The following is a 26,411-nucleotide window of genomic DNA, read 5'->3' as shown; positions in this document are numbered from 1 at the left end:
GCCTGACCCGTTGATTCGAAGCTATGTTCGGTAAGTTGGGCATCTAGGTTCCCCCCGCGTCTGGGGATAAGTCCAAGGGTGGCCAATGTTCGGTCGCGATCGGTGCAGAAAGTTATCCACGAAACCGCGGAATGTCGGTGGTTGTCCGTAGCGTTGGGGACATGCAACAGCACGGCGAGCACGACCTCCCGAACCCGAGGTTTGACCCTTCGGATCCGGCCTCGGTTGCTGCGCGGCGGGCGGAGATCCTCGCGATGGAGGAGCGGGCGGCCGCGATGATCGCGGCAGGGTCCGCGTTGCAGTTGCGGGCCCACGCGGCCGCGTACGACTTCGGCCACGCGTTGGATGCGGCGGAGGGGTGCGCTGAGTCGGCAATGCATGTGCGGTCCATCGCGAACGAGGTGGCGCTGGTCATGCAGGTGTCGTGCGGGGTGACGCAGGGCCAGCTGGCGCTCGCGTCGATGACGCAGCAGGACTTCCCTGCTTTGGCGGTCGCGTTGGACGAGAACGTCGTGACGCCCGCGCAGGTGCACAAGCTCGTCGAGGTAGGCCTCAAGGTCAACCACGATGATCCGGTCGAGCAGGCGGAGCGGCGGGCGCTGTTTGTGGAGGTGATGCTCGAGCGGGTTCGGCGGGAGTCGTTGCCGCCGCAGGCACTGCGGAAGGCGGCGGAGCGGGTCGCGGAGGAGCTGACTGGCGAGTCCATCGATCAGCGGCACGCGCGGGCGAGGCGGCAACGCCGCGCGACGGTCGAAGATCTTGGCGACGGGATGAGCATCATCCGGGTCACGACGGACACGTTCGTCGCGCACGCGATCCGCGACCGGGTGCGGAAGCAGGCGCTCGCGATCATCAAAGCGCGCCAGAAGCCCGGAGACCAAGACGGCTCGGGGTCGGCAAACTCCGCGTCCGAAACCGAGAGTGCGTTCGGGGCCGCCGTCGACCATGCTCGCGAAGGCGATGACCCTGCCCTTGCGTCTGCGCTGAACAGTGGTGTCGACAGCGGGGCGGAGAGTGCCCCGGCCCTGGACGAGCGGAGTCTGAACGAGGTCATGTCCGACGTCGTCGCGGACATGCTCCTCACCAGCGACCCGATGGGCAACTCGGCGGCCGCTGGTATCCAGGCCAGCGTGCAGCTCTCGATCCCGATCACGACGGTACTCGCCGACAGCGACTCCGCCAGAGACCAGCCGGGCCGGGCGCCCGCGATGCTCGACGGGATGACACCCATGCCGATCGAGGACGCGAAACGCCTCGCCGCGACCGCACCAGCGTTCCTCCGCGTGCTCACGCACCCCATCACCGGGGCCGTACAAGCCGTCGACTCCTACAAGCCCACCGCGGCGATGCGCGCCTTCCTGCAGGCCCGCGACATCCACTGCCGCTTCATCGGCTGCCGACAACCCGCCGTGAGGTGCGAGCTCGACCACACCGAGGACTACCAGCACGGCGGCAAGACCGCAGTCTGGAACCTCAGCGACTTCTGCAAGAACCACCACATCGTCAAACACCACACCGCCTGGAAAGTCAGACAACTCGGCGGCGGCGTCCTCGAATGGACCACACCAAGCGGGAAGATCTACATCAGCAGACCCGAACCACACGGCGTGATCTTCAGACCAAGCGACCAACTCTTCAGACCGACGGAAGAACCCAGGCGAGGCGAGCCCGTTCACTCGGAGCGACGCGAACGAGCGCGTTCCGTCAGTGAAGCCCTGCCGCCGCGGCCCAACAGCAGCGCGACTCCACCGTTCTAGTCCCGCCGTTGCCATTGCCGTTGCCGTGTTCTTTGCTGCTCCTGACTCCTGCGCGCGGTCATACCTGCACGCAAGGGCCGCCGCGGGGACGAGCGGGAACTAGCGGAGAACGCCGCGCGTCCTCGCCTCGGAGACCGCCGCCGTGCGCGACGTCACGCCGAGCTTCGTAAAGACGTGCGCGAGGTGCGACTTCACCGTCGTCTCCGTGACGAACAGGGCTGCAGCGACCTCCGTGTTGGAACGGCCGGCCGCGACGAGCTCGAGCACCTCGATCTCCCGCGGCGAGAGACTCTGCTGCGGCGCCCGCAGCCGATCCATGAGGCGCGACGCGATCGGCGGGGCCAACGCACTCGCGCCTCCCGCCGCCGCCCGCACCGCCGCGAGCAGCTCGTGCGGGGGCGCATCCTTCAACAGGTACCCGCTGGCGCCGGCCTCGACGGCGCCGAGGATGTCGCCGTCCGAGTCGTAGTTCGTCACCACGAGCACGTGCGGGGGAGCCGGCAGGGCGCGGATGCGCTTCGTCGCCGAAGCCCCCGTCTCGTTCTCGCGAGCCCCGAACTGCAGGTCCATGAGCACCAGGTCCGGCCGCGTGTCCACCGCGGCGCGCACCGCCTCCTCCGCAGTCGAAGCCTCAGCGACGACCTCGATGTCGGACTCGCCGCCGAGCAGAGCCCTCAGGCCAGCACGGACCACAGGGTGGTCATCTGCGAGGACGATGCGGATCATGCGGCGACCTCGCGAGGGAGCGTGACGGTCAGGGTCGTGCCCCGGCCCGCCATGGACGCCAACGCCAGAGTGCCGCCCAGCTGCTGCACACGGTCGCGGGTCGCGACGAGACCGAACGAGTCGGAGCTCGGCCGCGCCGCCCTCGAAGCCGCATCCGCATCGAACCCCTGGCCGTCGTCGGCGATCGTGAACACCAGTCCGGCATCCGTCTCGTCAAGCGTGATCGTCGCGCGGCGAGCACCCGAATGCTGGGTGACGTTCGCGAGCGCACCCTGGGCGATGCGCAGCAGCGCAGTCTGCACGGGCATCGGCAGCGGGTGGGCGCTCGCGCGCACGTCGACACGCAGACCGTGCGCCGCGGTCGTCGCCTCGCCCAGCCGACGGAGCGCCTGCTCCAGGTCAGCACCGTCGAGGTCCGGCGGCGAGAGCTCGCGGATGAAGCGCCGCGTCTCCGCGAGATCAGCCGCAGCCGTCTCCCGGGCGAGACGGATGTGCCCGACGCCAGGCCCCTCCGGGTCCGCGCGCTCGGCGGCGTGCAAGAGCATCTGGATGCTCGCCAGCCCCTGAGCGACCGTGTCGTGGATCTCGCGGGCAAGCCGCGCCCGCTCAGCGAGCGTCCCCGCCTCCCGCTCCGTCGCAACCAGATGCGCCTGCGTCTCGAGCAGCTCCCGCATCAGCGCCTCCCGCTCCCTCGCCTCCTTCGCGAGCGCCGCGTAGCCGAGGCCGATCAGCACGGCGACGCCGGCCCCGATGCACGGGCCGATGACACCAGCCACCGACCAGCCCTCGTGCAGGCCGAGCCCGATGACGGCGACGGCGGTCATCGCGGCGACCGCGAGCATCCCGGCACGCCGACCGAGCACGTGCAGGACCACGAAGAACAGCGGGAAGACGAGGTACGCGGCCTCTCTGGAGAGCCACAGGAGCAGCATCCACTCGAGCGTCAGCGCGGTCAGCCAGAGCAGACGCAGACGCCGACGCTCGAAGCGGGCCGCACGCTCGTCGCGAGCGCCCGGCTCGGCGCTGGCTACACGCTCGGCGCCAGCTACAGGCTCGGCGCTGGCTGCACGCTCGGCGCGAGCTACAGGCTCGGCGCTGGCGCGGGCACTCGCGACGATTCCGAGGGCGTACGTCACCCCGAACAGCGCAACCGCGCCGAGCACAGCGGGCGTGCTCGGCTCCGGCGCCAGGAGTGACCGAGCCGCGACGAGCGCGAGCAGGCCGAACAGCAGCACGTGGAGCCCCGTGCGCAACCCCACGAAGACAGGGGTGAGCGCGGAGGGGGACATGCCGCTCAGCCTAGACACGAGCGGGAGCGCCGGCATCCTTCGAAAGTTGGACGGGACGCTCCGCCGTGTGGAGCAGAAGGTCCGTGCCGACGGCCGATGCCCGCGCCCCACCCGCGGCGAGAAGGTTGCCTGAGTCGCCGCAACCGGCGACGGGAAAGGACCACCATGTTCGTCGCCCTCCGCGACCTCCGCTTCGCACGCGGCCGATTCCTGCTCATCGGCGCCGTCGTGACACTCATCACCGTGCTCGTCGGATTCCTCAGCGGCCTCACCGGCGGCCTCGCCACCCAGAACATCTCGGGCATCCTCGCGCTGCCCGCCGACCGGCTCGCGTTCACGGTTCCCACCGGCGACGACGCCCCGAGCTTCTCGACGTCGTCGCCCACCCGAGACCAGGCCGACACGATCGCCGCCATGCCGGGAGTGACTCGGGTCGACCCGCTCGGGATCAGCCAGCTCCGCGCAGAGAGCCCGACCACGGGCGCCGCAGTCGCCGTCTTCGGCGTCCCCGCAGACTCCAGCATGTCCGGGCCCGCGGAGGGCGACACCACCGGCAGCTCCGCACTCTCGGACGGCGCGAGTACCTTCTCCGCACCCGCCGAGAGCACGATCGCCCTCTCCGAGGCGGCCGCAGACGAACTCGACGCGGCCGTGGGTGACGACGTCACGATCGGCGGCACGTCGTTCCGGGTCGACAGCGTCGGCCCGGACGCCTGGTACAGCCACACGCCCGTCGTCGAGATCAGCATCGCCGACTGGCGCGCACTCGCCGAGGCGACCGGGTCACCCGACGCGTTCGCCACCGTGCTCGCCGTCTCCGGTGCCCCCGACTGGGCCGCAGTGGATGCGGAGGCCGGCGTCGTCTCGGAGACCCTGGTCGGATCGCTCACCGCTCTCTCCGCGTTCCGTTCCGAAGTGGGGTCGCTGCTGCTCATGGTGGCCATGCTCTTCGGCATCTCCGGCCTCGTGATCGGCGCGTTCTTCACCGTGTGGACGATGCAGCGCCAGGGCGACGTCGCGGTCCTCAAGGCGCTCGGCGCGAGCACACGATCACTGGCTCGGGATGCGCTGGGGCAGGCGCTCTTCGTCCTGCTCGTCGGCATCGGCACCGGCATCGGGCTCGTCGCGATCCTTGGCGCCCTCGCCGGCCAGGCGCTCCCGTTCCTGCTCAGCCCCCTCACGACCCTCGTTCCCGGCGCGATCATGGTCGCGCTCGGCCTCGCCGGCGCCGCCTTCGCGCTGCGATCCGTCACCTCAGCAGACCCGCTCACCGCCCTCGGAGGCAACCGATGATCACCCTCGACAACGTCACGCTCACCTTCCCAGACGGCGCCGGCCGCCTCACCGCGCTCGAGAGCGTCAGCCTCACGGCCGCGCCCGGCACCGTCACGGGCATCACAGGGCCGAGCGGCTCCGGCAAATCGAGCCTGCTCGCCGTCGCGGCCACCCTCATCCGCCCCGACTCAGGCGGCGTGCGCATCGGAGACGTCGACGCAAGCACGCTGAGCCGCTCCGAGTCGGCCGCCCTGCGCCGCTCTTCCATCGGCATCGTCTTCCAGCAGCCGAACCTCCTTCCCTCGCTGACGGCGCGCGAGCAGCTCCTCGTCATGAACGAGCTCGGTGAGCCGGGCAGTCGCGAGCGCCGGCGGGACGTGTCCGCCCGCGCTGACGAGCTGCTCGACGCGGTCGGCCTCACCGAGCACCGGGCGAAGCGCCCGCACCAGCTCTCCGGTGGCCAGCGGCAGCGCGTCAACATCGCGCGAGCCCTCATGAACGGTCCGAGCGCGCTGCTCGTCGACGAGCCGACCAGCGCGCTCGACCAGGAGCGGGGAGCGGCCATCATCGAGCTCGTCCTGCGCCTCAGCAGGGAGCTCGACACCGCCACCCTGCTCGTCACCCACGACCCGACGCACCTCCCCAGCCTGCATTCGTCGGTGCAGCTCGTCGACGGGCGCCTCGCGCGGCTCCAGAGCTGACGGATGCGGCTCCGCCAGACGGCTTCGACGCAGCCAGGCGAGCTCGGTTCCGCCAAGCTGGCACGGACGCGGTCGAGCTGCGCGAGAATCGGGAGGCGACCGAACTCCGGCCGCTGAGGAAGGTGGCCGAAAACGCATGCGCATCATCGTCCTCGGAGCCGGCCTCGCCGGACTCACGTCCGCCTGGGAACTGCACAAGCTCGGCCACGAGGTCACCGTGCTCGAGGCGCGGGACCGCGTCGGCGGCCGCACCTGGTCGCAGCGACTCGGCAACGGGCAGCTCACCGAGCGCGGCGGCGAGTACGTGTTCCCCACCGAGTTCGCGATCCGCCGCCTCGCCGCCGAGGTCGGGGCGCCCATCCTCAGCCACAACGTCCGCTACGCCAGGCGCACCCTCGACGGCCGGCACGTGTCGTTCGCCGAGCTCCAGGCCACGACCGCGCGCGTCACCGAGACGCTGCGACGGATGCTCGCGGACGGGGCCACGCAAGTCTCCGTCGACGAGGCGCACAGGGAGGCGCTCGGCCCCGGCTGCCAACACGACCCGGTGTACCGGCGCGTGGTCACGTCGCTCGCGAACGACCCGAGGCTCGTCAGCGCCGAATCGGCCCTCCTCCACGACCCCGAGGCCGGTCAGCCGTTCATCGACGACGGCGGGCGGTTCGTCGCCGGCAACCAGTCACTGTCGATCGAGCTCGCGCACCGGCTGGGGACGGCCGTGCGGCTCGAGCATCCCATCACGGCCGTCGACCAGTCCGCGGCCGGGGTCGAGGTGACGCTGGCCGACGGCTCCGCCCTGCACGGCGACGCGGCCGTCATCGCGGTGCCGCTCCCGATTCTGCGCGGACTGCGGCTCGGGTTCGAGCTGCCGGATGCGCAGCGCACGGCACTCGACCACCGCATCATGGGCACGGCCGCGAAGCTCGGCGTGCCGCTCACCGCGGTCGACGACGACGTTGCACTGCAGAGCGCCGACCTGAGCTGGTGGTCGTGGCGGTCCCTGTCTGCGGATGGGGAGCACCGCATCCCTGCCCTCTCGTGCTTCGCGGGCAGCCGCGCGACGCTCGACGTGCTGCGCACGGCAGACGGGCCAGACACCTGGGTCGGCCAGCTGCGCGCCCTGCGCCCCGAGCTGGTCATCGACGGCGACGTGCTGCTCACCGACTGGAGCGCCGACCCGTGGACTCACGGCTCCTACTCGGCGGCGTCCCTCGACTGGACCCCCGCCGACCTCGACGCGTTCGACGCCCCAGCCGGACGCGTCGCGTTCGCCGGCGAGCACACGGGCCTCGAGCAGACCCTCAACGGCGCCGTCGTCTCCGGGCTGCGCGCGGCTCGAGCGCTCGAACCCGTGGGCGCGACTGCGCGCGGCGCGCGATGAAGACCCGCGCCCAGCAGCCCGACAGCGCCGGACGGGTAAAGCCAGCTGGCCGCCGCCGTCGCCGCCGTCGCGCCGCCGCCGCCGTGCTGCTCGCTGTGACGGTCGCCCTCGGCCTCGCGACCCACTTCCTGCTTCCGGAGGGGGCCGTCTCCGACATCGCCGGCGACGCCCTGTACACGGTCGCGGTCTACCTCGGTGTGATGCTGCTCGCGCCTCGGGCTCGACCATGGCTGCTCGCCGCGCTCGCGGTCGGCTGGTCCTTCGCGGTCGAGTTCCTCCAGCTCACGGAGCTGCCGCATCGCGCCGCCGAGGCGTTCGCGCCAACCCGACTGGTGCTCGGGGCGGGATTCGACCCGCGCGACCTCCTCGTTTACGCGCTCGCCGGCGTGCTCGCCTGCGCGGCCGACCTCGTTGTCCATCGCATCCGTGCTCGACGCCTTGAGGCCCCTCGACGAGCCGCGACACCGCTGGTACGGTGAACGCGTGTTCCTTTTGCTTTTCTCCTAACGGCTGAGCTGGCCCTCCGCGCTCGTTGAGCTCGGTCTCCTCGAGACCCTCCGAGCAGGCGGCGGCCGAAAGCTCTGACCCTCCCGGGTCGCCGTTCTTCGCACCCTGCTGCAGGCCAGCTTCCGCCTGGCCTGGCAGCGCTGTGTGCGCCTGCTCGAAGGAACCACCATGCACGCCACCTCCATCGCTCTTCCAGCGCGCCATCGCGCGCAGCTCACCCTCTCGGACGTCTCGTTGATGCGGGGCGCAACACCGGTCCTCACCTCTGTCGATCTCACGGTCACGCCGGCGTCGCGGACCGCGATCGTCGGCGAGAACGGGCGAGGCAAGTCATCGCTCCTCCACGTGCTCGCGGGCACACTCGCCCCTGACAGCGGCACCGTGCATCGGGTCGGAACGCTCGGCATCGCCGAGCAGGAGATGAGCGCCGACGACGACCGGACCGTGGGGCAGGCCATCGCAGACGCCATCGCCCAGCCCATCGCCGCGCTCGCCGCGCTCGACCTGGCCGGAGCCGCACTCGCCGAGGGCGGACCCGGTGCCGACGACCGCTACGCGGCGGCCCTCGAATCCGCCGAAGCGCTCGACGCGTGGGACGCCGAACGTCGAGTCCTGATCGCCCTGGAAGCGCTCGACGCGGAGACCGATCAGACTCGACGGCTCGCGGAGCTCTCGGTCGGCCAGCGCTACCGGGTCCGCCTCGCCTGCCTGCTGGGCGCCGACCTCGACTTCCTGCTCCTCGACGAGCCCACCAACCACCTCGACCGCTCCGGCCTCGACTTCCTCACCGAGCAGCTCCGATCCCGCAAAGGAGGGGTGGTCATCGTGAGCCACGACAGGGCCCTCCTCGCAGACGTCGCCGAGACGATCGTCGACCTCGACCCGACACCGGATGGGCTTCCCCGCGTGTACGGGAACGGGTTCGACGGCTACCGCGAGGGGCGGCTCGCGGAGCGCGAGCGCTGGGAGCAGACGTACGAACGGCAGCAGCTCGAACACGCGAGGCTGCAGGACAGCTTGAGCGCCGCACAGAACCGGCTCGTCACGGGGTGGCGGCCCGAGAAGGGAGCGAACAAGCACGGGCGCGCGACCCGAGCCGCCGGCCTGACGCAGAGCGTGCATCGCCGGCAGGAAGCGCTGGCGGCGCATGCCGTGACGGTGCCAGTGCCGCCGCAGCGCTTCCGATTCCCGGAACTCCAGGCGAGGGCGGGCGCCGAGCTCCTGACGGCGGTGGGCGTCTCCGTCGCCGGGCGTCTCGCCGAGCCCGTATCCGTGGCGCTCTCACGGGAGGGGAGGCTGGCGATCACGGGTCCGAACGGTGCCGGCAAGTCGACGCTGCTGAGTCTGCTCGCCGGCAAGCTGCCCCCGGACTCCGGGGTGGTGCGGGTCCAGCCTGGCACCAGGGTCGGGGTCCTGTCGCAGGAGTCGTCACTCCCCGCCGAGCGCCGCGCCGCCGAGCTGTTCGAGGCGCATCTCGGACAACTCGAGGCATCCGGCATGCTCGCCGCGAGCGAGACCGTCGGCCTCTCGCACCTCGGGCTGCTGCGCTCCAGGGAGGCCGGGAAACGGGTCGGCGAGCTCTCGATGGGGCAGCAGCGAAGACTGGATCTCGCGATGGTCCTCGCTTCGCGGCCTCACGTGCTGTTGCTTGACGAGCCGACCAACCACCTCTCGATCGCGCTCGTCGACGAGCTCACGGAGGCACTCGGCGCGACGCAGGCCGCCGTCGTGCTGTCGACGCACGACCGCCAGCTGCTTCGGGACACCGAGCAGTGGCCGCAGCTCCGGTTGGAAGGCCCGGGCGACCGCGACACCGACCGCGGGCCCGCGCCGATGTCGGTGGCTGATGCGAGGATGATCAGATGAGAAGCCCCGGCAGAGGAACCGTCATCGGAGTCGTCGCCGGGGTCCTCGGACTGGCGCCCTGGCTCGCCACCGGCGCGAACCTGCCCGGGCAGAACCTCTGGTCGTCCGACACGCTGCCCGCTGACATGCCGATAGCGCTGCTCCCGATCCACCAGTACTTCGCCATCGACCTGGTCGCCCTGCTCGTTCTCGGCGGAGCCCTGGCCGGCCTCGCCGTCCGGCTGCTCCGCGAGCGCGCATCAGAGGTTCACCGGGCGGCGGCGCTCGCGCTCGTCGCAGTCCAGCTCCTCGCCGTCTTCCAGAGCTTCTTCGCGCTCACGGGCGGCCTGGGCCTGGGGCTCGCCTTCGGTCTCGGCATGGGCATCCGGGCGCTCGCCTACACGGGCGGGATGCTCCTCGGGACGCTCGCCGTCGTCGGTGCGTCCCAGGCGGTCTACTGGCTCGTGAGCTCGCGCCGCGCGCCCGTCTCAGCGCTCGGCCTCTGCCTCGGCGTGGTCCCCATCGGGACGTGGCTCGGCCTCTGGTACATGCTCTCTGTCGGCCCGGCCGGCGGCGGGGTGGCTTCGTACGAGCTCGTCCGCTGGGCGCCCGGCCTGGCCGTCGGCGTGGTGCTCGGGATGCTCGGCGTCTCGTCATGGGCACGCATCGGCGTCTGGGCGGGGTCGCTTGCCGCCGTCTGGCTGCTCCCCGTCGTCTTCGGCTCGGTGCAGTACGCGCTTGGCACGCGGAACGCCTTCGGAGACGTGTACCTCATGACGGATCTGGCGAGGACGCTGTTCGTTCCCCTCGCGGGAGAGCTCGCGCCCCCTGCCCTCGGGGCCGCGGTGCTCGCGGGGCTCCTCGCGCTCGTCCTGCATCTTGCGCGAGCACGCAGACAGACCTCGCCGCTGCGACAGCGTCAACGCGAGGTGCCATCGGTCCTCGCCCCTCGGTGAACGGCACAGGAGCTGGTCAACTCGCAACGAGAGCGCCCTCAGGACGCTGGGGTGCTGGGACGTGGGGCGCTGGGGTGTTCAGGCGAGGAAGGTCAAGAGGGCTTCTGAGGTCGCTTCCGGCGCATCGAGTGTGACGACGTGCCCCGCGTCGGGAATCACGACCTCCGTGAGTCGGTCGGCGGCCGCCCAGGCCGGCATGGCGCGTGCGATGTTGCCGGTTGTGTCGCGTTCGCCCCGCACCAGCAGGGTCGGCACCGGGGTGCGGTAGCTGGCGTCCGGACGCACGAACTCGGTCGTCGCGCGCCAGACGGCGATGAACTCGCCCTTCGACATGGACGCGAACGTTCGAGTCAGGTCACCTCGCGCGGAGGCCGTGGTCGCCGAGGCGTCTGCCATGAGCTTCGGGAGTCGGGCTGACGGGATGAGCCGCAGCATCGGCTTTGCGAGCCGGAGCGCGGCGCGCTCGCCGACAGTCAGCGGCCCCGCGTTCCAGGTCGCGTCGAGCACCGCGAGCCTCCCGTAGCGCTCCGGCGCGCGACGGACGAGTTCCTGCGCGAGGTTGCCGCCGAGCGAGTGCCCCACCAGCGACACCTCGCCGAGGTCGAGGTGGGCGATGAGCCGCTCGATGTCGCTCGCCAGCAGCTCCGGGGAGACCGCGATCGTGGTCGGGCGTGACCGGCCATGCCCCCGCAGATCGACGAGCACAACACGGTGGCCGGCGCGACGGAGCGCGGCGGCTTGGCGCTCGAACATCGTATGGTCGGCGCCGGCGCCGTGCAGGAAGACGACGGAGCCCGGCACCGCGCCGGGGCCGGTATCCGAGAACCAGACCGTGCATCCGCCGAGGCCGAGATGTCCGTCGAAGTTGGCCATGCCAGCAACGCTACCTCTGCTTCGGTGTGTCCGGATCCGCGTGAATTTGCACGCAAAACGGCGTTTCGTCCAGAAATCACCCTACGATTCACCCTGGGGGGACCACCGCTCGATCACACAACCCGGATGTGACCATGAAAAAGGCGCTCTCCCTCCTCGCCGCGCTCCTGCTCTCGGCCTCGGCCCTCACGTTCCTCGGAACCACGCCCGCGCAGGCCGCGTCCTTCGGGGTCGTGAACCAGGACGTCATGTCGCCCGCGAACTACGTCGCCAAGGGCAGCTACGCGACCACCACACCCCAGGGCGCGCCGGTCTCGTCGCTCTCCGCGCAGACCGCGGCGATGGTCGACACCCTCCCCGACCGGTACCTCAACGACTTCTGGAAGGGGCGCCTGAAGACCTCGACCAACCGCGAGAACTTCACCATCCCCATCTACACGGTCGACAGCTCGAGGGCCGACGCCAACTGGGTGACCGTCAAGATGCAGAGCTACGCGCTCTACCCGGACATCCATCCCGTCATGGAGGGCAAGGCGACGGCCTCGGCCACCGGTGGCACCTACGGCTTCCAGATCACCCCGTTCCAGTCGAACACCAAGAACTACGGGAAAGTCGTCATCCCGGCGCATGCCGAACCAGGCGGGCCGCTGCCCGGAGGGGACAAGTCGATGACCGTCGTCGACATCGCCACGGGCATCGTGCGCGGCTACTACGTCGCCGACAAGCAGGCCGACGGGTCCTGGCTCATGGGCGGCGGCTACCTCACCACGCTGAACTCGCCGAAGTCGACGAACTGGTTCGATCAGAACGAGTGGCTCAAGACGGAGCGCGGCACGAGCTCCGTGGGTGGCGTCATGAACGAGTTCCTCATGGCGGGCGCCGAGGAGATCGCTGCCGGGTCGATCAACCACATCACCAGCTGGACCTTCCCATCGACCCGCGCGGGGGCCGCGATGTGGCCCGCCTATCAGACGGATGGCAAGCTGAGCGAGGCGCACGCGCCGAAGATGGGGCAGCGGTTCTGGATCCCGAACGATGCCGCGACCAACGCGAAGATCGCGGCCCTCGGCCTCTCCAGCTTCGAGAAGGTCGTCGTCAAGAACCTGCAGGAGTACGGGGGCATCGTCACCGACCAGAACTACTGGACCATGGCGCTCAACCTGCAGCATCCCGTGACCTTCACCGCCCAGGGCAAGCCCAACCCGTACCTGCCTGGCGGCATCGTGCACGACAAGCACGGCAACGTCGACCTGATCAACAAGATCCCGTGGACCCTCACCAAGTGGGGCGAGATCACCTCGAGCACGAAGCTGCCGCAGTTCGGTGCGCCCACCTCCACCCCGAAACCCACCGCCACCCCGACCGCGACGGCCACGCCGACGCCGACGGCCACCCCGACGCCGACGGTGCAGCCCGGGGTCGCCTAGCGCATCGGCTCGGCCGACACCTACGCGAACGCCGTCACGGCATCCGGGAAGTTCAACACGGTCGGCGGCAAGCTCGTCATCGCCAGCGGAGACGGGGGAGTGGATGCGCTGCTCGCGGCCCCGGTCGCCGCGAAGATCGGCGGCAGCATGCTGCTCACCAAACCCAGCGCACTGCCGACGAACGTCTCCGCAGAGCTGACGAGACTGAAACCCTCGGCGATCTTCGTGATCGGGCAGATCTCAGAAGCGCAGAAGACGGCGCTCGGGAAGCTCACTCCCAGGCTCGAGGTCGTCGCGGCGGCCGACAAGTCCGAGACCGCGCTGGCGGTGGCGAAGCGGTTCTTCCCGAACGACCCCGCCGTGTACATCGCCAACAGCGGCATGGCGACGGACATCGCCAACGCCGCCGGGCGGGCCGCACTCGCCAAGGCGCCCCTGCTCCTGACCGGCCCGACGCAGACCAGCGCCAACTTCAAGGCCTACTTCGCGACCGGGAAGGTCACCTCCGCCCGCGTCATCGGCACAGGAACATCGATCTCGGCGGCGGTCTTCAACGAGGTGAAGGCCAAGGTCGCGGCGACGACTCGGGTCAATTCCTCGGAGGCTTTCAGCGTCAACGCGGCCCTGCTCAAGGACTTCGATGCCGGCAGCGTCCGCCCGAAGGGCTTCGCGATCGCGAACTCCGGGAGTGCCGCTGACATCGCCGTGGCCCTCCTCGTCACAGCGCGCACCGGGTATCCACTCGTGCTCGCCCAGCAATCGTGCGTCCCTGCGGGGGCGAGTGAGGTCACATCGAAGTACCCGGGTGCCAACTACAGCATCGTCGGGACGACCACCGACCTCGTCTCTGACATCCACAAGAAGCGCTGCACGTAGGAGTCGAGCACGCAGTGCCCGCGACCGCCGATCAGCGCTCGGGGGAAGGAGACAACCGGTAGAGCACCTGCGGCCGCCCGCGCTTGCCGTACCGGTGCGCGAGGTCGATCACCCCTGTGACCACGAGGTGGTCGAGGTAGCGTCTGGCCGTCGCACGGGAGATCTCGCATGCCTCGGCCACGTCGAGCACCGTCGCGGGGATCACCGGGTCGAGCGCAGCAACGACCCGCTCGAGCGTCACCTGGGCCAGCCCCTTGGGAAGCTCGGTGGACGGTGATGCCCCGCTTCGGGCCGCGCTCGAGGGGCCTCGCGGCGCTGCGGGCTGGCGGATGCTGCCAGTGGCCAGCAGGCGGTCGATCTCGCCTTGGCCGAGCGGCCGCTCGCGGTCGTTCGCCGAGCTCGCCCGACGCTCTGCGATGTAGAGGTCGAGGCGCTCGTGCAGGGCCGCCTGCGTGAACGGCTTGATGAGATAGCCGACGACGTGCGCCGCGAGGGCCTGTCTCACCGTGGTCTGGTCGCGGGAGGAGCTGATCACCAGCACGTCCGGCACCTTCGCTCCGAGCGTTCTGAGCCGGTGCAGCACCTCCACGCCGCTGATGTCGGGAAGCCGCATGTCGAGGAGGATGAGGTCGACGCCGCTCATGCTCTGCGCGAGTGCGGATTCACCCGTGCTGGCGGTCCCGGCGAGGGCGAACCCGGGGATGTCGGCGACGAACCCGCTGTGCAGCGCCCGAGCCCCGCGATCGTCGTCGACGACGAGCACCCTGATCGGGTTCGCGATCACCCGCGGGCTGCTGCCTTCTCGATCGCTCATCCGGCTCCTCTCATCCCTTTCGCTGCTGATGTTGCTCCTGCTGCTGCTGCCGCCGCCGCTTCTGCGCCCGCGTTGGCGTCTGGGTCTGCGCCTGCGTTTGCCTCCGCGATCGCGTTCACCTCAGACGCTCGATCTCGAAGGCGAAGCGCGATCCGCCGAGTCTGGACGCCCCGACTTCGATGGTGCCGCCGCGCGACGTGACCGTCCGGCGGACAAGCTCGAGGCCGATGCCCCGTCCGAGCCCAGTGGGGTCCGCCTTGGACGAGAACCCTGGAGCGAAGATGCGGCCGCTCGCCTCGGCATCCAGACCTGGACCGTCGTCGTCGACGAGCCCGATGATGCGGTTGTCGCTCTCGCGAAGCGTGCAGCGCACCCGGGATGCGCCTGCCTCGCCCGCGTTGCGGCAGAGGTTCGCGATGACGGTCACGACTCCGTCGTCGATGTCGTCGTCGAGCTCCAGGTCGAAGCTCGCCTGCGCTCCCAGCTCGTGCAGCTCAGCCCGCACGGCCTGCGTCGTGGCGTCAAGCAGGGGAAGGTGGACGCTCGAGTCGGTGCTGTCGGGGGCACCGACCCCTGCCGTCCGCACCGGCACGACCTCGTCGATGTACTCGAGCGCGTCCTGGGCGTCGCCTCTCGAGACGAGGCCGTGGACCACGTGCATGCGGGTGCTGAACTCGTGCGACTGCTCCCGCAGGGCGGTTGTCGTCCGCTGCATCTGCGCGTGCTCGGCGGCGAGCGCGTCGAGTCTGCGGAAGCGGCGCTCGACCGCGAACGCGAGGGCCGAGCTGGCGAGCGTGCCGAGGACGAGCGCGCCGATCGTCCAGGGGAGGAGCTCCCCGAGGGCCTCGGCGCCCTCCGCGGAGATGCTCGACTCGAGCACGCCGACGGCGACCATTCCGACGATGGCGCCGTCCTCCCCGAACACCGGGACTTTCGCGCGCAGCGAGGGGCCGGACGCGCCTTCCTCCGTCCCGAGGTATGGCTCACCGGCGAGCACGGACGCATTGGCCGTCGAGACCTGCACCCCGCGTTCGGCGGGGTCCGGATGCGTGATGCGGACGCCCTCGTCGTCGGTCACCACGACGTAGTAGACGCCCGTCGCGTTCTCGACGAGGCTTGCGAGCGGCTGCAGGTCATCAGTGGCCACGGCGAGGTCATCCGCGTCAGCGAGCGCCGACGCGGTTCCCGCGTTCGCGACGCCTTCGAGCGCGCCCCGCACCTCATCCAGCTCCGCGAGGCTCGACGCGACTTCCTGCACGCGCTCGGCGGTCGTGTCCCGCAGCTCACGTTCCTGCGCCGAGAACGCGATCGCGGCCGTGATCGAGACGGAACCGAGCGTGATGAGACTCGGTACCACGAGCATCCCGAGGCGCACGGCCCGCTGGCTGAGCTTGAACGGCAACGTGACCCTCACCTCCCGCGCTCTCGCGCTCTGGCCCTCCGGCCCGCTGCCGCCACTCGATGCCTCTTCGCACCGGGCTCGCGAGCACTTATGAGCACAACTCCTCGTGGAGCTCCCCACGTTCGAACGCGATGCAATCCTAGGGCGATATTGCGGAGACAACGATGTCCGCGCGAATGGAGCAATGATGATCCGAGCAACGAGAGACCCGGTGGCACCGGACGAACCGGGTCGGCGGGCCAAGTCCGGTGGCGGGCGCGTCGTCGGCCGCGTCATCGGCGGGGTCGTGGCCGCCGCATCGATCGCCGTCGCGAGCTTCGGCTCGATCACGTCCGCCGCGGCGGATCAGGACATCAACGCGTCCATGACGATCATCGCCCCGGCAGCTGCCGGTGGCGGCTGGGACACCGTCGCCCGCGAACTGCAACAGGCGCAGAAAGCCAACGGGCTCGTCAACAACGTGCAGGTGGTCAACATGCCCGGGGCCGGCGGAACGATCGCGCTCGGCAACGTGAGTGTGCTCGATGGTGAACCCAACAACCTCCTCGTCGGAGGAACCGGCCTGCTGGCCGCCACCATCCAGTACGACTCCGCAGCGAAGCTCGAGGACGTCACGCCGCTCGCGGTGATGGTCGAGGAGTACGACGTCATCGTCGTCCCTGCCGACTCGCCGTACGAGACCCTCGAGGACCTCGCCACGGCATGGAAGGCCGACCCGAAGTCCATTCCATGGACGGGCGGTGGCTCGTTCGACCAGCTCGTGGTGACCGACCTCGCGCTGAGCGCAGGCATCGAGCCCGTCGACACCACCTACATCTCATCTGATGGCGGTGGCGAGGCCATTCAGGCGCTCCTCAACGGAACGGCGCAGGCCGCGGCCGGAGGCTACGCGGACAACATCGACCAGATCGAGGCCGGCAGGCTGCGGGCGCTCGCGGTCGTGGCGAAGGAGCCCATCGAAGGCGTCGACATTCCGACAGCCGCCGAGCAGGGCTACGACATCTCGCTCACGAACTGGCGATCGATTCACGCTCCCTCCGGCTTGACCGAGGAGCAGACGGACGCGCTCGCCGAACTCGTGGTGCAGACGACGGAGACGCCCGAGTGGCAGGACGCCATCGACAGGTACCACTGGAACGAGCGCCTCATCACGGGCGACGAGCTCGACACCTTCCTCGCTGAAGAGGAACTGCGCATCAAGGAGCTCTACGAGGAGATGGGACAATGACGCACCACGCGAACCCGACGGCCGCGTCAGCGGTCATCGGCGGAGACCTGACCTTCGCCGCCGGCCCGAGCAAGACGGCCACCCTCCTCAAGGGACTGACGATGCCGCTGGTCATCGCAGCCTTCGCCACCTACCTCGTCTTCGGCATCGTCACGATGAAGGTGCCAGAGGGCGCCGACTTCCCTGGACCGCAGTTCTTCCCCGGCCTCATCGCCGCCGGCCTCTACCTCTTCGCGGCTCTGCTCGCCGTCGGTGCTGTCCGGGAGATGCGCGCGACCGCGGCCGCGGCCTCCGCGTCGACTATGACCGAGGAGGAGCTTCTCGCCCGTGCACTGGCCGACGACGAGGCGCTCGCCGCGGCGGGTGCAGCAGACGCCCCGCGCAAGGTGCGCGTCGACGTGAAGTCGTTCGCCTGGGTCGTCGGCTCGTTCCTGGTGTTCTCGCTGACGCTCAACCTGCTCGGCTGGGTCATCGCAGCCGCCCTCCTCTTCTGGTGCGTGGCCCGCGGCTTCGGTTCCAAGAAGCCGGTGGCGAGCCTCGTCGTGGGCTTCACGCTGAGCTCGCTCGCCTACATCGCCTTCGACATGGCACTCGGCATGTCGCTCCCGTCCGGCATCCTCGGAGGTATCTGACATGGAAACGCTCCAACTCCTCATGGAGGGGTTCGCCGGTGCCCTCACCTGGCAGAACCTCATGTGGGTCTTCGTCGGCTGCCTCCTCGGCACCGCCGTCGGCGTGCTGCCGGGCCTCGGCTCCTCGATGGCGGTCGCCCTCCTGCTGCCCGTCACGTTCTCCCTCGAGCCGACGGCCGCGTTCATCATGTTCGCCGGCGTCTACTTCGGCGGCCTCTTCGGCGACTCGACCATGGGCATCCTGATGAACACGCCCGGCCAGGCGTCAGCCATCGCCTCTACGTTCGAGGGCCACAAGATGGCGCTGAACGGGCGGGCCGCTCAGGCGCTCGCGACTGCTGCCATCGGCGCCTTCATCGGCGGCTTCATCGCCTCGATCGTGGTGGTCTTCCTGGCCCCCGCGCTTGCCGACTTCTCCAGCAGCTTCGGGCCGGCGGAGTTCTTCGCCCTCGCAGTGTTCGCGTTCGCGGCGACCTCCACCGTGGTCACTGACAACGTCGTCAAGGGGCTCACGGCCCTGTTCATCGGCCTCGGCATCGCCGTCATCGGCATCGACGGCGTCTCCGGCGCCCCGCGCTTCACGATGGACTCCCCGCAGCTGTTCGACGGCATATCGCTGGTGACCGTGACGGTCGCGGTCCTCGCGCTCGGCGAGGTCATCTACGTCGCTTGCCTCGAGCGGCACGTCAACGACAAGGGTCTGATCCGTCCGAAGGGGCGCCCGTGGCTGAGCCGCAAGGAGTTCAAGGAGGCCATGCCGGCCTGGCTGCGTGGCACCGTCATCGGTCTCCCGTTCGGCGTGGTGCCGGCCGGTGGCTCCGAGATCCCCACGTTCCTCGCCTTCGGCTTGGAGAAGCGACTGGATGCGCGCCGCACGAACCCGCAGTTCGGCAAGGGCGCGATCAGGGGCCTCGCAGCCCCGGAGGCCGCTGGCAACGCGACGACGGGCATGGCGATGGGTGCGCTCCTGGCGCTCGGCCTCCCCATCTCGGCGACGGCAGCGATCATGCTCGCCGCGTTCCGTCAGTACGGCCTGCAGCCGGGCCCGCTGCTCTTCGACCGCGCCCCTGAGCTGGTCTGGGCGCTGCTCGCGAGCTTCTTCATCGCCATGGTGGTGCTGCTCGTCCTGAACCTGCCGTTCGCGATGCTGTGGGCGAAGCTGCTCCTCATCCCGCGCCCCTACCTGTACGCGGGCATCACGATCTTCTGCGCGCTCGGCATCTACGCCACGTCGGGTTCGACCTTCGATCTGCTCATGCTGCTCGGGGTCGGCCTGCTCGGCTTCCTGATGCGGGCTCTCGACTTCCCGATCGCACCGCTCATCATCGGTATGGTCCTCGGCCCACTGGCCGAGACGAGCCTGCGGGATGCGGCGATGAGCGCCAATGGCGACTTCTCCGTGCTCGTGCAGGGGCCGATCGCGATCGCGCTCTACACCCTCCTGGCGCTGGTGCTGGCCTTCACCGTGCGCGGCCGTCTCGTGGCTCGCAAGCGTGCGAAGCAGGAGGAGAAGGAGCTCGTGAGCTCCGACGCACGATAACCCTCGGGGACGTGTTGGTTCAGACGCTGCTGGTTCCCGGCGTCTGGCCGACCATGGCGGCGGCGATCGATTCGATCGTCGCCGCCATGGCGCGTGCGGCGCGGGAGAGGGGCACGTCGCTGCGGTGCGCGAGGCTCACAGTGCGCTGCAGGCTCGAGTCGGTGAGGCGGGCCGAGCGGAAGCCCTGCCGTCCGCGGAGCACCATGGCCGGCACGACCGCCACGCCCAGGCCCAGCTCCACGAACCGGAGCACCGCATCCATCTCCGGCCCCTCGACGACGACGTTCGGGTGCAGACCCGCCTCGAGGTAGGCGGCCTCCGTCGTCGCGCGGAGGTCGTAGCCACGGTGGAAGACCACCTGTGGCTTGGCCGCAAGATCGGCGAGGGTGAGCGTCTGGGCGTCGAGCGCCCGGTCGCCCGTCAGGGAGGAGACGACGAGCAGCTCCTCGTTGAGCAGCGGGATCCGGCTCAGCGTCGCGCGCGGAGACTGCCGAGACTCGGGGGTCGTGATGAGCGCCAGGTCGAGTGCGCCTTCCGCGAGCTGCTCGATGAGCCCCTGCGAGCCGCTCTCCGAGACGTGCAGCTCGATGCCGGGATGCGATGCGTGGAACGACTGCAGCGCATCCGCCACGAGGCTCACGCAGAGCGACGGGGTCGCGCCGAGGCGCACCGTGCCTCGCTGCAGGTCGGCGAGCTCCGCCATCTCCCGGCGCACGGAGTCGGCGTCGGCGAGCATTCGCCTCGCGAGGGGGAGCAGGGATTCGCCGGCATCGGTGAGCGCGACCCGGCCGGGCGTGCGGTTGAACAGCGGCGCCCCGAGATCCTGCTCGAGGGTCGAGATCTGTCGGCTCAGCGAGGGCTGCGCGAGATGCAGCGCCTCCGCCGCCCGCGTGAAGTGCCCTTGCGAGGCGACCTCGACGAAGCTCCGCAACTGGTCCAAGTTCATTGCCATAGCCTACGCGCATCACCACGAGCAGGACTATGCATTGGAGTAATCACACGAAGCTCTCTAGCGTTGCTGTCATGACCGCGACAACGTCCATCGAACGCCAGATCTCCACCACCGTGCTCGTCATCGGAACCGGCGGTTCCGGGCTGCGCGCCGCCATCGAAGTCGCCGAGCAGGGCGTGGATGTGCTCGCCGTCGGCAAGCGACCCAAGCACGACGCCCACACCTCCCTCGCCGCCGGCGGCATCAACGCCGCCCTCGGAACCATGGACGAGGAGGACAGCTGGCAGCAGCACGCCGCCGACACCATCAAGGAGAGCTACTGGCTCGCCAACCCGCACACCGTCGAGATCGTGACCCGCGGAGCCGAGCAGGGCATCCGCGACCTCGAGCGCTACGGCATGGGCTTCCAGCGCGAAGGCGACGGCCGCATCTCGCAGCGCTTCTTCGGCGCCCACAAGTTCCGCCGCACCGCCTTCGCCGGCGACTACACCGGCCTCGAGATCCAGCGCTCTCTCGTCGCACGCAGCGAGCAGCTCGACATCCCGATCCTCGACACCGTCTACATCACGCGCATCCTCGTGAGCGACAACGTCGTCTTCGGCGCGTACGGCTTCGACATCAACGACGGAACCCGGTACCTCATCCACGCCGACTCCGTGATCCTCGCGGCCGGCGGCCACAACCGCATCTGGCGGCGCACGTCCTCACGCCGCGACGAGAACACCGGCGACTCGTTCCGCCTCGCCGTCGAAGCCGGCGGGCGACTCCGCGACCCTGAGCTCGTGCAGTTCCACCCGTCCGGCATCATCGAGCCCGAGAACGCGGCCGGAACGCTCGTCTCCGAGGCCGCCCGCGGCGAAGGCGGCATCCTCACCAACGGCCTCGGTGAGCGCTTCATGGAACGCTACGACCCGGAGCGCATGGAGCTCTCGACGCGCGACCGCGTCGCCCTTGCCGCCTACACGGAGATCAAGGAGGGGCGAGGCACCGCGAACGGCGGCGTCTGGCTCGACGTGTCGCACCTGCCCCGCGAGACGATCATGAACCGCCTGCCGCGCATCTACCAGCAGATGCTCGAGCTGCAGATGCTCGACATCACCGAGAAGCCGATCGAGATCGCGCCAACCGCGCACTACTCGATGGGTGGCGTGTGGGTTCGCCCCGACGACCACAGCACCGACGTCGACGGCCTCTACGCCATCGGTGAGGCATCCAGCGGCCTGCACGGCGCGAACCGCCTCGGCGGCAACTCGCTCATCGAGCTGCTCGTGTTCGGCCGCATCGTCGGCCAGGCAGCCGTCGCCCACTCCGGGGGACTGGATGCGCAGCGCCGCTCAGCATCGGCCGTCGCGCAGGCACGTGGCGAGATCAACGACCTCCTCTCGGCCGACGGACGCGAGAACGTGCGCGCCCTGCAGCGCGCGATCCGCGACACGATGACCGAGTACGCGGGCGTCGTTCGCGACGAAGAAGGGCTGAAGGCGGGCATCGCAGCGCTGGATGTCATCGAGTCGCGCATGGAGGACGTCGGCATCCACCCCGACATCGCCGGATTCCAGGACCTCGCGCACGCCTTCGACCTCAAGTCGTCCGCCCTCGCCGCTCGGGCGACGCTGGAGGCTGCCCTCGAGCGTCGCGAGACGCGCGGCTGCCATAACCGCAGCGACTTCCCCGAGCTCGACCCGGCCATGCAGGTGAACCTCGTGTGGTCGCCGACGGGCGGCATCACGCGTGAGGAGATCCCGCCGGTGCCTGCCGAGATCGCCGAGCTCATCGGAGAGGTCTCCGTCGAAGGCAAGCTCGTCGAATAACGCGCTGGGGCCCGGACGGGCCACGCACCGGTGGCGGAGGTGTGGTCGTCAAGACGCAGCTGACGTGACCACAGGTTCGCTCCCAGCGCCGGCTCCAAGAGCCACACCTCGTACTCCGGGAACTGAACGGCGATTCAGCCCGGTCCGGGTCGACTGCACGCTCGCGGTCTGCCAGGATCGGGCTGTTCGTCATCGTAGAACTGAAGCGCCCATGACAACTGAAGCACTCGACCCCGAGCTCGACCTCACCCTGAGTCGCGTCATCCGCGCACCACGCGACGTGGTCTGGCGCGCCTGGACCACCCCGGAGCTGTTCGCTAGCTGGTGGACGCCCGCCCCGACGATGACCCGCGTCGAGCAGCTCGATGTCCGGCCCGGCGGCGCGTTTACGACGCAGATGAGCGACGACGGCGAGATGTTCGTCCCGCACACCGACGGCATCTTCCTGATCGTGGAGGAGGGGGAACGCCTCGTCTTCACGAACGCGGTCACGTCGGCGCTGCGCCCAGCCGAGCCTGCCCCAGTCTCGATCGTGGCATCGTTCTTGTTCCTCGAGCACCCAGAGGGCACCGAATACGTTGCTCTCGCCCGTCACGTGGATGGGGCAGCACGTGCGCTGCACGCGGAGCTCGGCTTCTTCGACGGCTGGGGCGCAGTCACCGAAGCGCTGGCGGAGCTGTCCGAGAAACTGGCTTCGGAGTAGCGAAAGCCGGTTCGGGGCGAGACGCCGGGGGATGGGGATGGGGATGGGCGTGGATCTTCTTCCTCGCCATCCCCATCTCCGCGATCGTCGTCTACGGCGCCGGAGGCAGGAGCGGCCGTTGACCCGCCGAGGCCGGTGGCTCAGGCGCTGAATCGGACTCCGTTTTCCGCGCGGGGCCGTGGAAGGGCAGTCGAAGGACCCCGGTGCGGAGGTCCTCCCGACGCACGTCCCGCGTGTAGTCGAAGTGCGGGTCCTTCTTCAGCTGCATGACCAGTGAGACGGCGAGCAGCGCGACGATGACCGTGAACGGCAGCGCGGAGAGCATCGCCGCCTGCTGCAGCGCCTGCAACCCGCCGGTGAGGAGCAGCAGGGCCGCGCAGAGCCCGGTCAGCGCACCCCAGATCGCCAGCACCAGCTTCGTCGGCTCGAGCGCGCCGCGGGACGACATCATGCTGAGGACGAACGTGTTCGCGTCAGCGCCGGAGACGAAGAACAGCACGACCAGGATGATCGCGACCACCGAGGTAATGCCCACCAGCGGCAGGTTGGAGAGCATCTCGAAGAACGCCGTATTGACGTCGGCGCTCGCCGCCTCGCCGATGCTGCCGACCCCGTCCATGTCGAACTTGATCGCCGACCCACCGAAGATGGTGAACCAGGCGAAGAAGACGAGGCTCGGGACGACCATCACGCCGATCACGAACTGGCGTATCGTGCGGCCGCGCGAGATCTTTGCGAGGAAGACGCCCACGAACGCACCCCAGCTGAGCCACCAGGCCATCATGAAGTACGTCCACCACTGCATCCACTGCCCGTCCTCTGCCGTGAGCGGCGTCGTGAGGCTCATCGAGAAGAAGTCGGCGAAGTACGCACCCGTCGACCGGAAGAACAGGTTCGTGATGAAGTTCGTCGGGCCGGCGAAGAAGACGTAGATGGCGAGGAGGATCGAGGCGAGCATCGTGAACTGGCTGATGTACTTGATGCCACGGTTCACGCCCGACAGCGCTGAGAGCGTGAAGATGACCGTGATGACGGCGATGACGAGGATCTGCGTGAAGGTCTCTGCGGGCAGGCCGAAGACCCGGTTCAGGCCCTCGGTGATCTGCGAGGCTCCGAGGCCGAGCGAGGTCGTCGTGCCGAACAGCGTCGCCATGATGGCGAAGACGTCGATGACGTTGCCGAGCCACCCGTCGACGCGCTTGCCGAGAATGGGTCGAAGCATGGGGGAGACGAGACCGGTGTTGCCCTTGCGGTGCGTCGAGTAGGCGATCGCGACGCCGAAGACGCCGAACACGGCCCAGGCGTGGGGGCCCCAGTCGAGGTACGAGTACTGCATGGCGACGACCGCGGCCTCAGCGGTGCCCGGGTCGGCGAGTGCGTGCGGCGGCAGCACGAAGTGCGAGATCGGCTCGGCGACACCGTAGCTGATGAGCCCGACGCCCATCACGGTCGAGACGATCATGGCGAGCCAGGCCCACGTGCTGAACTCGGGGCGGTCCTCGTCGGCCCCGAGCCGGACCCGTCCGAACCTGCTGCACGCGAGGTAGATGAGCAGGCCGATGCAGCCGGTCGTGACAAGCAGGTACGACCAGCCGACGGTTGCCGAGGCCCAGTTGATGGCTCCCGTCATCGACGCGTTGAGCGTCTCGGGCGACAGCGCAGCCCACGACACGAACGCGAGGATGAGGGCGATCGACACCCAGAAGACGACGCCGGGGCGGTGACGCAGCGCGTCGGCCGCCGCCTGAGCTCGACTCGGGCCGGACGTCGGCTCGAGCCCGTGACCATCGAGTGCGTCGTCATCATGCAGCTCGGGCTTCGGGGGATGGTGAAGAGTCATGGTGTTGCTCCACTTCGGAGGAGGCAGGCCCGGGAGGGCGGAACGGTCATCGCGGTTGTGATGACCTGGTCAGAGCTCTGAGAGCCCTCGTCCATCGAAGAACTTGCCGGCCTTGTAGAGGATGGGCGCGTCGTCGGTGGTCGTCGCGTGGTGCACGCGGCCGATGAAGATGGTGTGGGTGAGGGCCTGGAAGCGTTCCTTGATCTCGACCTCGATCGACGCGGACGAGCCGTCGATGAGGGGGCTGCCATCTGGCCCTTCGTGCCACGTGATGTCGGCGAACTTGTCTGGACTCTTCGAGGCGAAGGTGGCGAGCACATCCTGCTGCTCGCTCGACAGGATGTTGATGCCGAGGTTCGTGGACCGGAAGAGCGACGGGTAGGTCGAGGATGACTTCTGCACGCAGACGAGCACGAGGGGCGGGTCGAGCGACACCGAGGAGTAGGCGCTCACGGCGAGACCGCGCGGCTTGCCTTCCTCATCCTTCGTGGTCACGACCGTGACGCCGGAGATGAACTGCTTGTTGAACGCCTTGAGCATCTCGCGCGGGGGCGCCGCAGACTCGTCAGCGTAGTCATCCTCAGCGTCCTCGAACGCCGAGCGCAGCGAGGGCAGGCCGAGGTTGGCGAGGAGCTCCGCGGAGTCCCAGGTCACACGCTCGGAGGAGACGAGCCCGTCCCGAAGGGTGCCGTAGTTGGATCCGTTCGTGACGACGCGCTTGCCCGTCGGGGGGACCGTGCCGAGCGGCTGGCTGAACGTGCCGTCGGAGGTCCAGAAGACGGCGAGGGCGTCATCCTCGACCAGGACTCGATCGATGCGCGTGACGAGATCCGGGAACGCGGCGCGCACCTCGGTGACCTCCTGCTTGAACTCGTCGAGCGCGGAGACTCGACCTGACCGTGTGCTCTCGCGCTGATAGTCCTCCGTCACGAGAGCTTCGAACGCACCGAAGTCACCCCGATCCCACGCGTCGGACCATGCAGCTGCGACAGCATCTTTGATGTTTGCTTGCATGCAACGGAGCGTAACCCCGGGTTCATGTATGCGTCAACGATTCGTTGTAAACGTTGTGTTTCCTGGGAAAGACGAGACCCGTTGACAATCCTGTGGCATGCCAGCTAGCTTTCTTGTATGCAACAGATCACGCCCCTGGGTCTCGGTGATGAGGCCTACGCAGACCTCCCGCTCCTCGAGCGGCTCCGGCGCCTCGTGACGAGCGGGACGTACCCTCCGGGCGATCCGATGCCGGAGCTCGTGCTCGCGCAGGAGTTCGGCGTGAGCCGCACGCCCATCCGCGAGGCGCTCAAGCAGCTCGAGAACGAGGGCCTCGTCGAGATCCGCCCCCGCGTCGGGACGTTCGTGCGGACACCGACTCGGCGCGAGATCGTGGAGCTCTTCCAACTCAAGGAGTCGCTGGAAGGCCTCGCCGCGAACCTGCTCGCCCGGCGCGGGCCGACCTCAGAGCTCGCGGCCCTCACACGCAACCTCGACGAGAGCGATGCCGCCGTCCGCGCGAACGACACGGCCGAGTACGCACGCCTCGTGCACGAGTTCCACTGGACGATCGTGCTCGGAGCCGACAACGCGAAGCTCGCCGAGCACTACGAGCGCCTCATGAACCAGCTTGCGTACCACCGCATCGTGCTCCGCACCATCGAGCGCCCCGGCCGTCTGCTCGCATCCGACCATGAGCACCATGCCATCGTGCGGTCGATCGTGGAGAAGGACGCCATCGGCGCCGAGTTCGCGATGCGCACCCACGTCGAGGCCTCGAGTCGGGCAGCGCTCGCACCGGAAGACCACGGCAACCCCGCCGAAAGCGAGTCGGCGCACGCCTGACCCGCTGGCGCTCGCTCGCGAACGATAGGAAGACCAG

The 26,411-nt window shown here is 69.3% G+C and carries 23 protein-coding genes; 15 read left to right on the top strand and 8 right to left on the bottom strand.

What is annotated here, in order from left to right:
* Nucleotides 1-161 precede the first annotated feature (161 nt).
* Nucleotides 162-1,757, top strand: a complete 1,596-nt coding sequence (locus HDC34_RS11740) for an HNH endonuclease signature motif containing protein (protein WP_179556967.1) — start codon at nt 162-164, stop codon at nt 1,755-1,757.
* 99 nt (nt 1,758-1,856) lie between these two features.
* On the opposite strand, the gene HDC34_RS11735 is transcribed toward HDC34_RS11740, so the two are convergent.
* Together HDC34_RS11735 and HDC34_RS11730 are read right to left on the bottom strand one after the other, a co-directional pair.
* On the bottom strand, nt 1,857-2,483 hold the full coding sequence (locus tag HDC34_RS11735; protein WP_179556966.1) for a response regulator transcription factor: 627 nt from the start codon (nt 2,481-2,483) through the stop codon (nt 1,857-1,859).
* Entirely contained in the window at nt 2,480-3,772 is a 1,293-nt protein-coding gene (locus tag HDC34_RS11730; RefSeq protein ID WP_179556965.1) for a sensor histidine kinase, read from the bottom strand. The genes HDC34_RS11735 and HDC34_RS11730 overlap by 4 nt, the downstream gene beginning before the upstream one ends.
* 165 nt (nt 3,773-3,937) lie before the next feature.
* Here HDC34_RS11730 and HDC34_RS11725 point away from each other — a divergent pair, with 165 nt between their 5' ends.
* The 6 genes from HDC34_RS11725 to HDC34_RS11700 all read left to right on the top strand — a co-directional run bounded on the left by HDC34_RS11725 (nt 3,938) and on the right by HDC34_RS11700 (nt 10,437).
* On the top strand, nt 3,938-5,065 hold the full coding sequence (locus HDC34_RS11725) for an ABC transporter permease (RefSeq protein WP_179556964.1): 1,128 nt from the start codon (nt 3,938-3,940) through the stop codon (nt 5,063-5,065).
* A complete protein-coding gene (locus tag HDC34_RS11720) occupies nt 5,062-5,748 on the top strand; it encodes an ABC transporter ATP-binding protein (protein ID WP_179556963.1) in 687 nt (228 codons plus the stop codon). The genes HDC34_RS11725 and HDC34_RS11720 overlap by 4 nt, the downstream gene beginning before the upstream one ends.
* Before the next feature lie 136 nt (nt 5,749-5,884).
* Entirely contained in the window at nt 5,885-7,129 is a 1,245-nt protein-coding gene (locus HDC34_RS11715; protein ID WP_179556962.1) for an NAD(P)/FAD-dependent oxidoreductase, read from the top strand.
* Nucleotides 7,126-7,608: a DUF2809 domain-containing protein gene (locus HDC34_RS11710; RefSeq protein ID WP_179556961.1), complete on the top strand. Its 483-nt coding sequence runs from the start codon at nt 7,126-7,128 to the stop codon at nt 7,606-7,608. The genes HDC34_RS11715 and HDC34_RS11710 overlap by 4 nt, the downstream gene beginning before the upstream one ends.
* 196 nt (nt 7,609-7,804) lie before the next feature.
* On the top strand, nt 7,805-9,502 hold the full coding sequence (locus tag HDC34_RS11705; RefSeq protein WP_179556960.1) for an ABC-F family ATP-binding cassette domain-containing protein: 1,698 nt from the start codon (nt 7,805-7,807) through the stop codon (nt 9,500-9,502).
* Entirely contained in the window at nt 9,499-10,437 is a 939-nt protein-coding gene (locus tag HDC34_RS11700; RefSeq protein WP_179556959.1) for a hypothetical protein, read from the top strand. Before HDC34_RS11705 ends, HDC34_RS11700 begins: the two co-directional genes overlap by 4 nt.
* Nucleotides 10,438-10,515: 78 nt before the next feature.
* On the opposite strand, the gene HDC34_RS11695 is transcribed toward HDC34_RS11700, so the two are convergent.
* A complete protein-coding gene (locus HDC34_RS11695) occupies nt 10,516-11,310 on the bottom strand; it encodes an alpha/beta fold hydrolase (RefSeq protein WP_179556958.1) in 795 nt (264 codons plus the stop codon).
* Between the two features lie 134 nt (nt 11,311-11,444).
* On the opposite strand from HDC34_RS11695, the gene HDC34_RS11690 reads away from it, so the two are divergent.
* Nucleotides 11,445-12,737, top strand: a complete 1,293-nt coding sequence (locus HDC34_RS11690) for a hypothetical protein (RefSeq protein ID WP_179556957.1) — start codon at nt 11,445-11,447, stop codon at nt 12,735-12,737.
* 3 nt (nt 12,738-12,740) lie between these two features.
* Nucleotides 12,741-13,613, top strand: a complete 873-nt coding sequence (locus HDC34_RS11685; protein WP_179557181.1) for a cell wall-binding repeat-containing protein — start codon at nt 12,741-12,743, stop codon at nt 13,611-13,613.
* 31 nt (nt 13,614-13,644) lie between these two features.
* On the opposite strand, the gene HDC34_RS11680 is transcribed toward HDC34_RS11685, so the two are convergent.
* Nucleotides 13,645-14,427: a response regulator gene (locus HDC34_RS11680; RefSeq protein WP_218854965.1), complete on the bottom strand. Its 783-nt coding sequence runs from the start codon at nt 14,425-14,427 to the stop codon at nt 13,645-13,647.
* Between the two features lie 115 nt (nt 14,428-14,542).
* Nucleotides 14,543-15,829: an ATP-binding protein gene (locus HDC34_RS11675; protein WP_257023110.1), complete on the bottom strand. Its 1,287-nt coding sequence runs from the start codon at nt 15,827-15,829 to the stop codon at nt 14,543-14,545.
* Between the two features lie 184 nt (nt 15,830-16,013).
* Here HDC34_RS11675 and HDC34_RS11670 point away from each other — a divergent pair, with 184 nt between their 5' ends.
* The 3 genes from HDC34_RS11670 to HDC34_RS11660 are packed head-to-tail and all read left to right on the top strand — an operon-like array spanning nt 16,014 to nt 19,229.
* Nucleotides 16,014-17,057 carry a tripartite tricarboxylate transporter substrate binding protein gene (locus HDC34_RS11670; RefSeq protein WP_257023109.1) on the top strand — a complete coding sequence of 348 codons (1,044 nt, stop codon included), beginning with the start codon at nt 16,014-16,016 and terminating at the stop codon, nt 17,055-17,057.
* The gene (locus tag HDC34_RS11665) at nt 17,054-17,689 is read left to right on the top strand and encodes a tripartite tricarboxylate transporter TctB family protein (protein WP_179556956.1); all 636 of its coding nucleotides are present in this window, start codon (nt 17,054-17,056) and stop codon (nt 17,687-17,689) included. Before HDC34_RS11670 ends, HDC34_RS11665 begins: the two co-directional genes overlap by 4 nt.
* A 1-nt stretch (nt 17,690) precedes the next feature.
* Nucleotides 17,691-19,229 (top strand): tripartite tricarboxylate transporter permease, encoded by a 1,539-nt coding sequence (locus HDC34_RS11660; protein ID WP_104311648.1) that lies wholly within the window; start codon nt 17,691-17,693, stop codon nt 19,227-19,229.
* A gap of 19 nt (nt 19,230-19,248) precedes the next feature.
* On the opposite strand, the gene HDC34_RS11655 is transcribed toward HDC34_RS11660, so the two are convergent.
* Entirely contained in the window at nt 19,249-20,175 is a 927-nt protein-coding gene (locus tag HDC34_RS11655; protein ID WP_179556955.1) for a LysR family transcriptional regulator, read from the bottom strand.
* A gap of 77 nt (nt 20,176-20,252) precedes the next feature.
* On the opposite strand from HDC34_RS11655, the gene HDC34_RS11650 reads away from it, so the two are divergent.
* Both HDC34_RS11650 and HDC34_RS11645 read left to right on the top strand, forming a co-directional pair.
* Nucleotides 20,253-21,992, top strand: coding sequence for an FAD-binding protein (locus HDC34_RS11650; protein WP_179556954.1), 1,740 nt, complete (start codon nt 20,253-20,255; stop codon nt 21,990-21,992).
* Between the two features lie 211 nt (nt 21,993-22,203).
* Nucleotides 22,204-22,695 carry an SRPBCC domain-containing protein gene (locus HDC34_RS11645; RefSeq protein ID WP_179556953.1) on the top strand — a complete coding sequence of 164 codons (492 nt, stop codon included), beginning with the start codon at nt 22,204-22,206 and terminating at the stop codon, nt 22,693-22,695.
* Nucleotides 22,696-22,786: 91 nt separating this feature from the next.
* Here HDC34_RS11645 and HDC34_RS11640 read toward each other — a convergent pair whose 3' ends face one another.
* Both HDC34_RS11640 and HDC34_RS11635 read right to left on the bottom strand, forming a co-directional pair.
* Nucleotides 22,787-24,535: a BCCT family transporter gene (locus HDC34_RS11640; RefSeq protein ID WP_179556952.1), complete on the bottom strand. Its 1,749-nt coding sequence runs from the start codon at nt 24,533-24,535 to the stop codon at nt 22,787-22,789.
* Nucleotides 24,536-24,604: 69 nt separating this feature from the next.
* Nucleotides 24,605-25,549, bottom strand: a complete 945-nt coding sequence (locus HDC34_RS11635; RefSeq protein WP_104311653.1) for a flavin reductase — start codon at nt 25,547-25,549, stop codon at nt 24,605-24,607.
* A gap of 117 nt (nt 25,550-25,666) precedes the next feature.
* On the opposite strand from HDC34_RS11635, the gene HDC34_RS11630 reads away from it, so the two are divergent.
* Nucleotides 25,667-26,374 carry a GntR family transcriptional regulator gene (locus tag HDC34_RS11630; protein ID WP_104311654.1) on the top strand — a complete coding sequence of 236 codons (708 nt, stop codon included), beginning with the start codon at nt 25,667-25,669 and terminating at the stop codon, nt 26,372-26,374.
* The last annotated feature ends 37 nt before the right edge of the window (nt 26,375-26,411 follow it).

It is taken from the genome of Pseudoclavibacter sp. JAI123 (assembly GCF_013409665.1).
Lineage (GTDB): Bacteria > Actinomycetota > Actinomycetes > Actinomycetales > Microbacteriaceae > Pseudoclavibacter.
The sequence above is the reverse complement of the archived record's forward strand: the minus strand, read 5'-3'. Positions and strand labels throughout refer to the sequence as shown.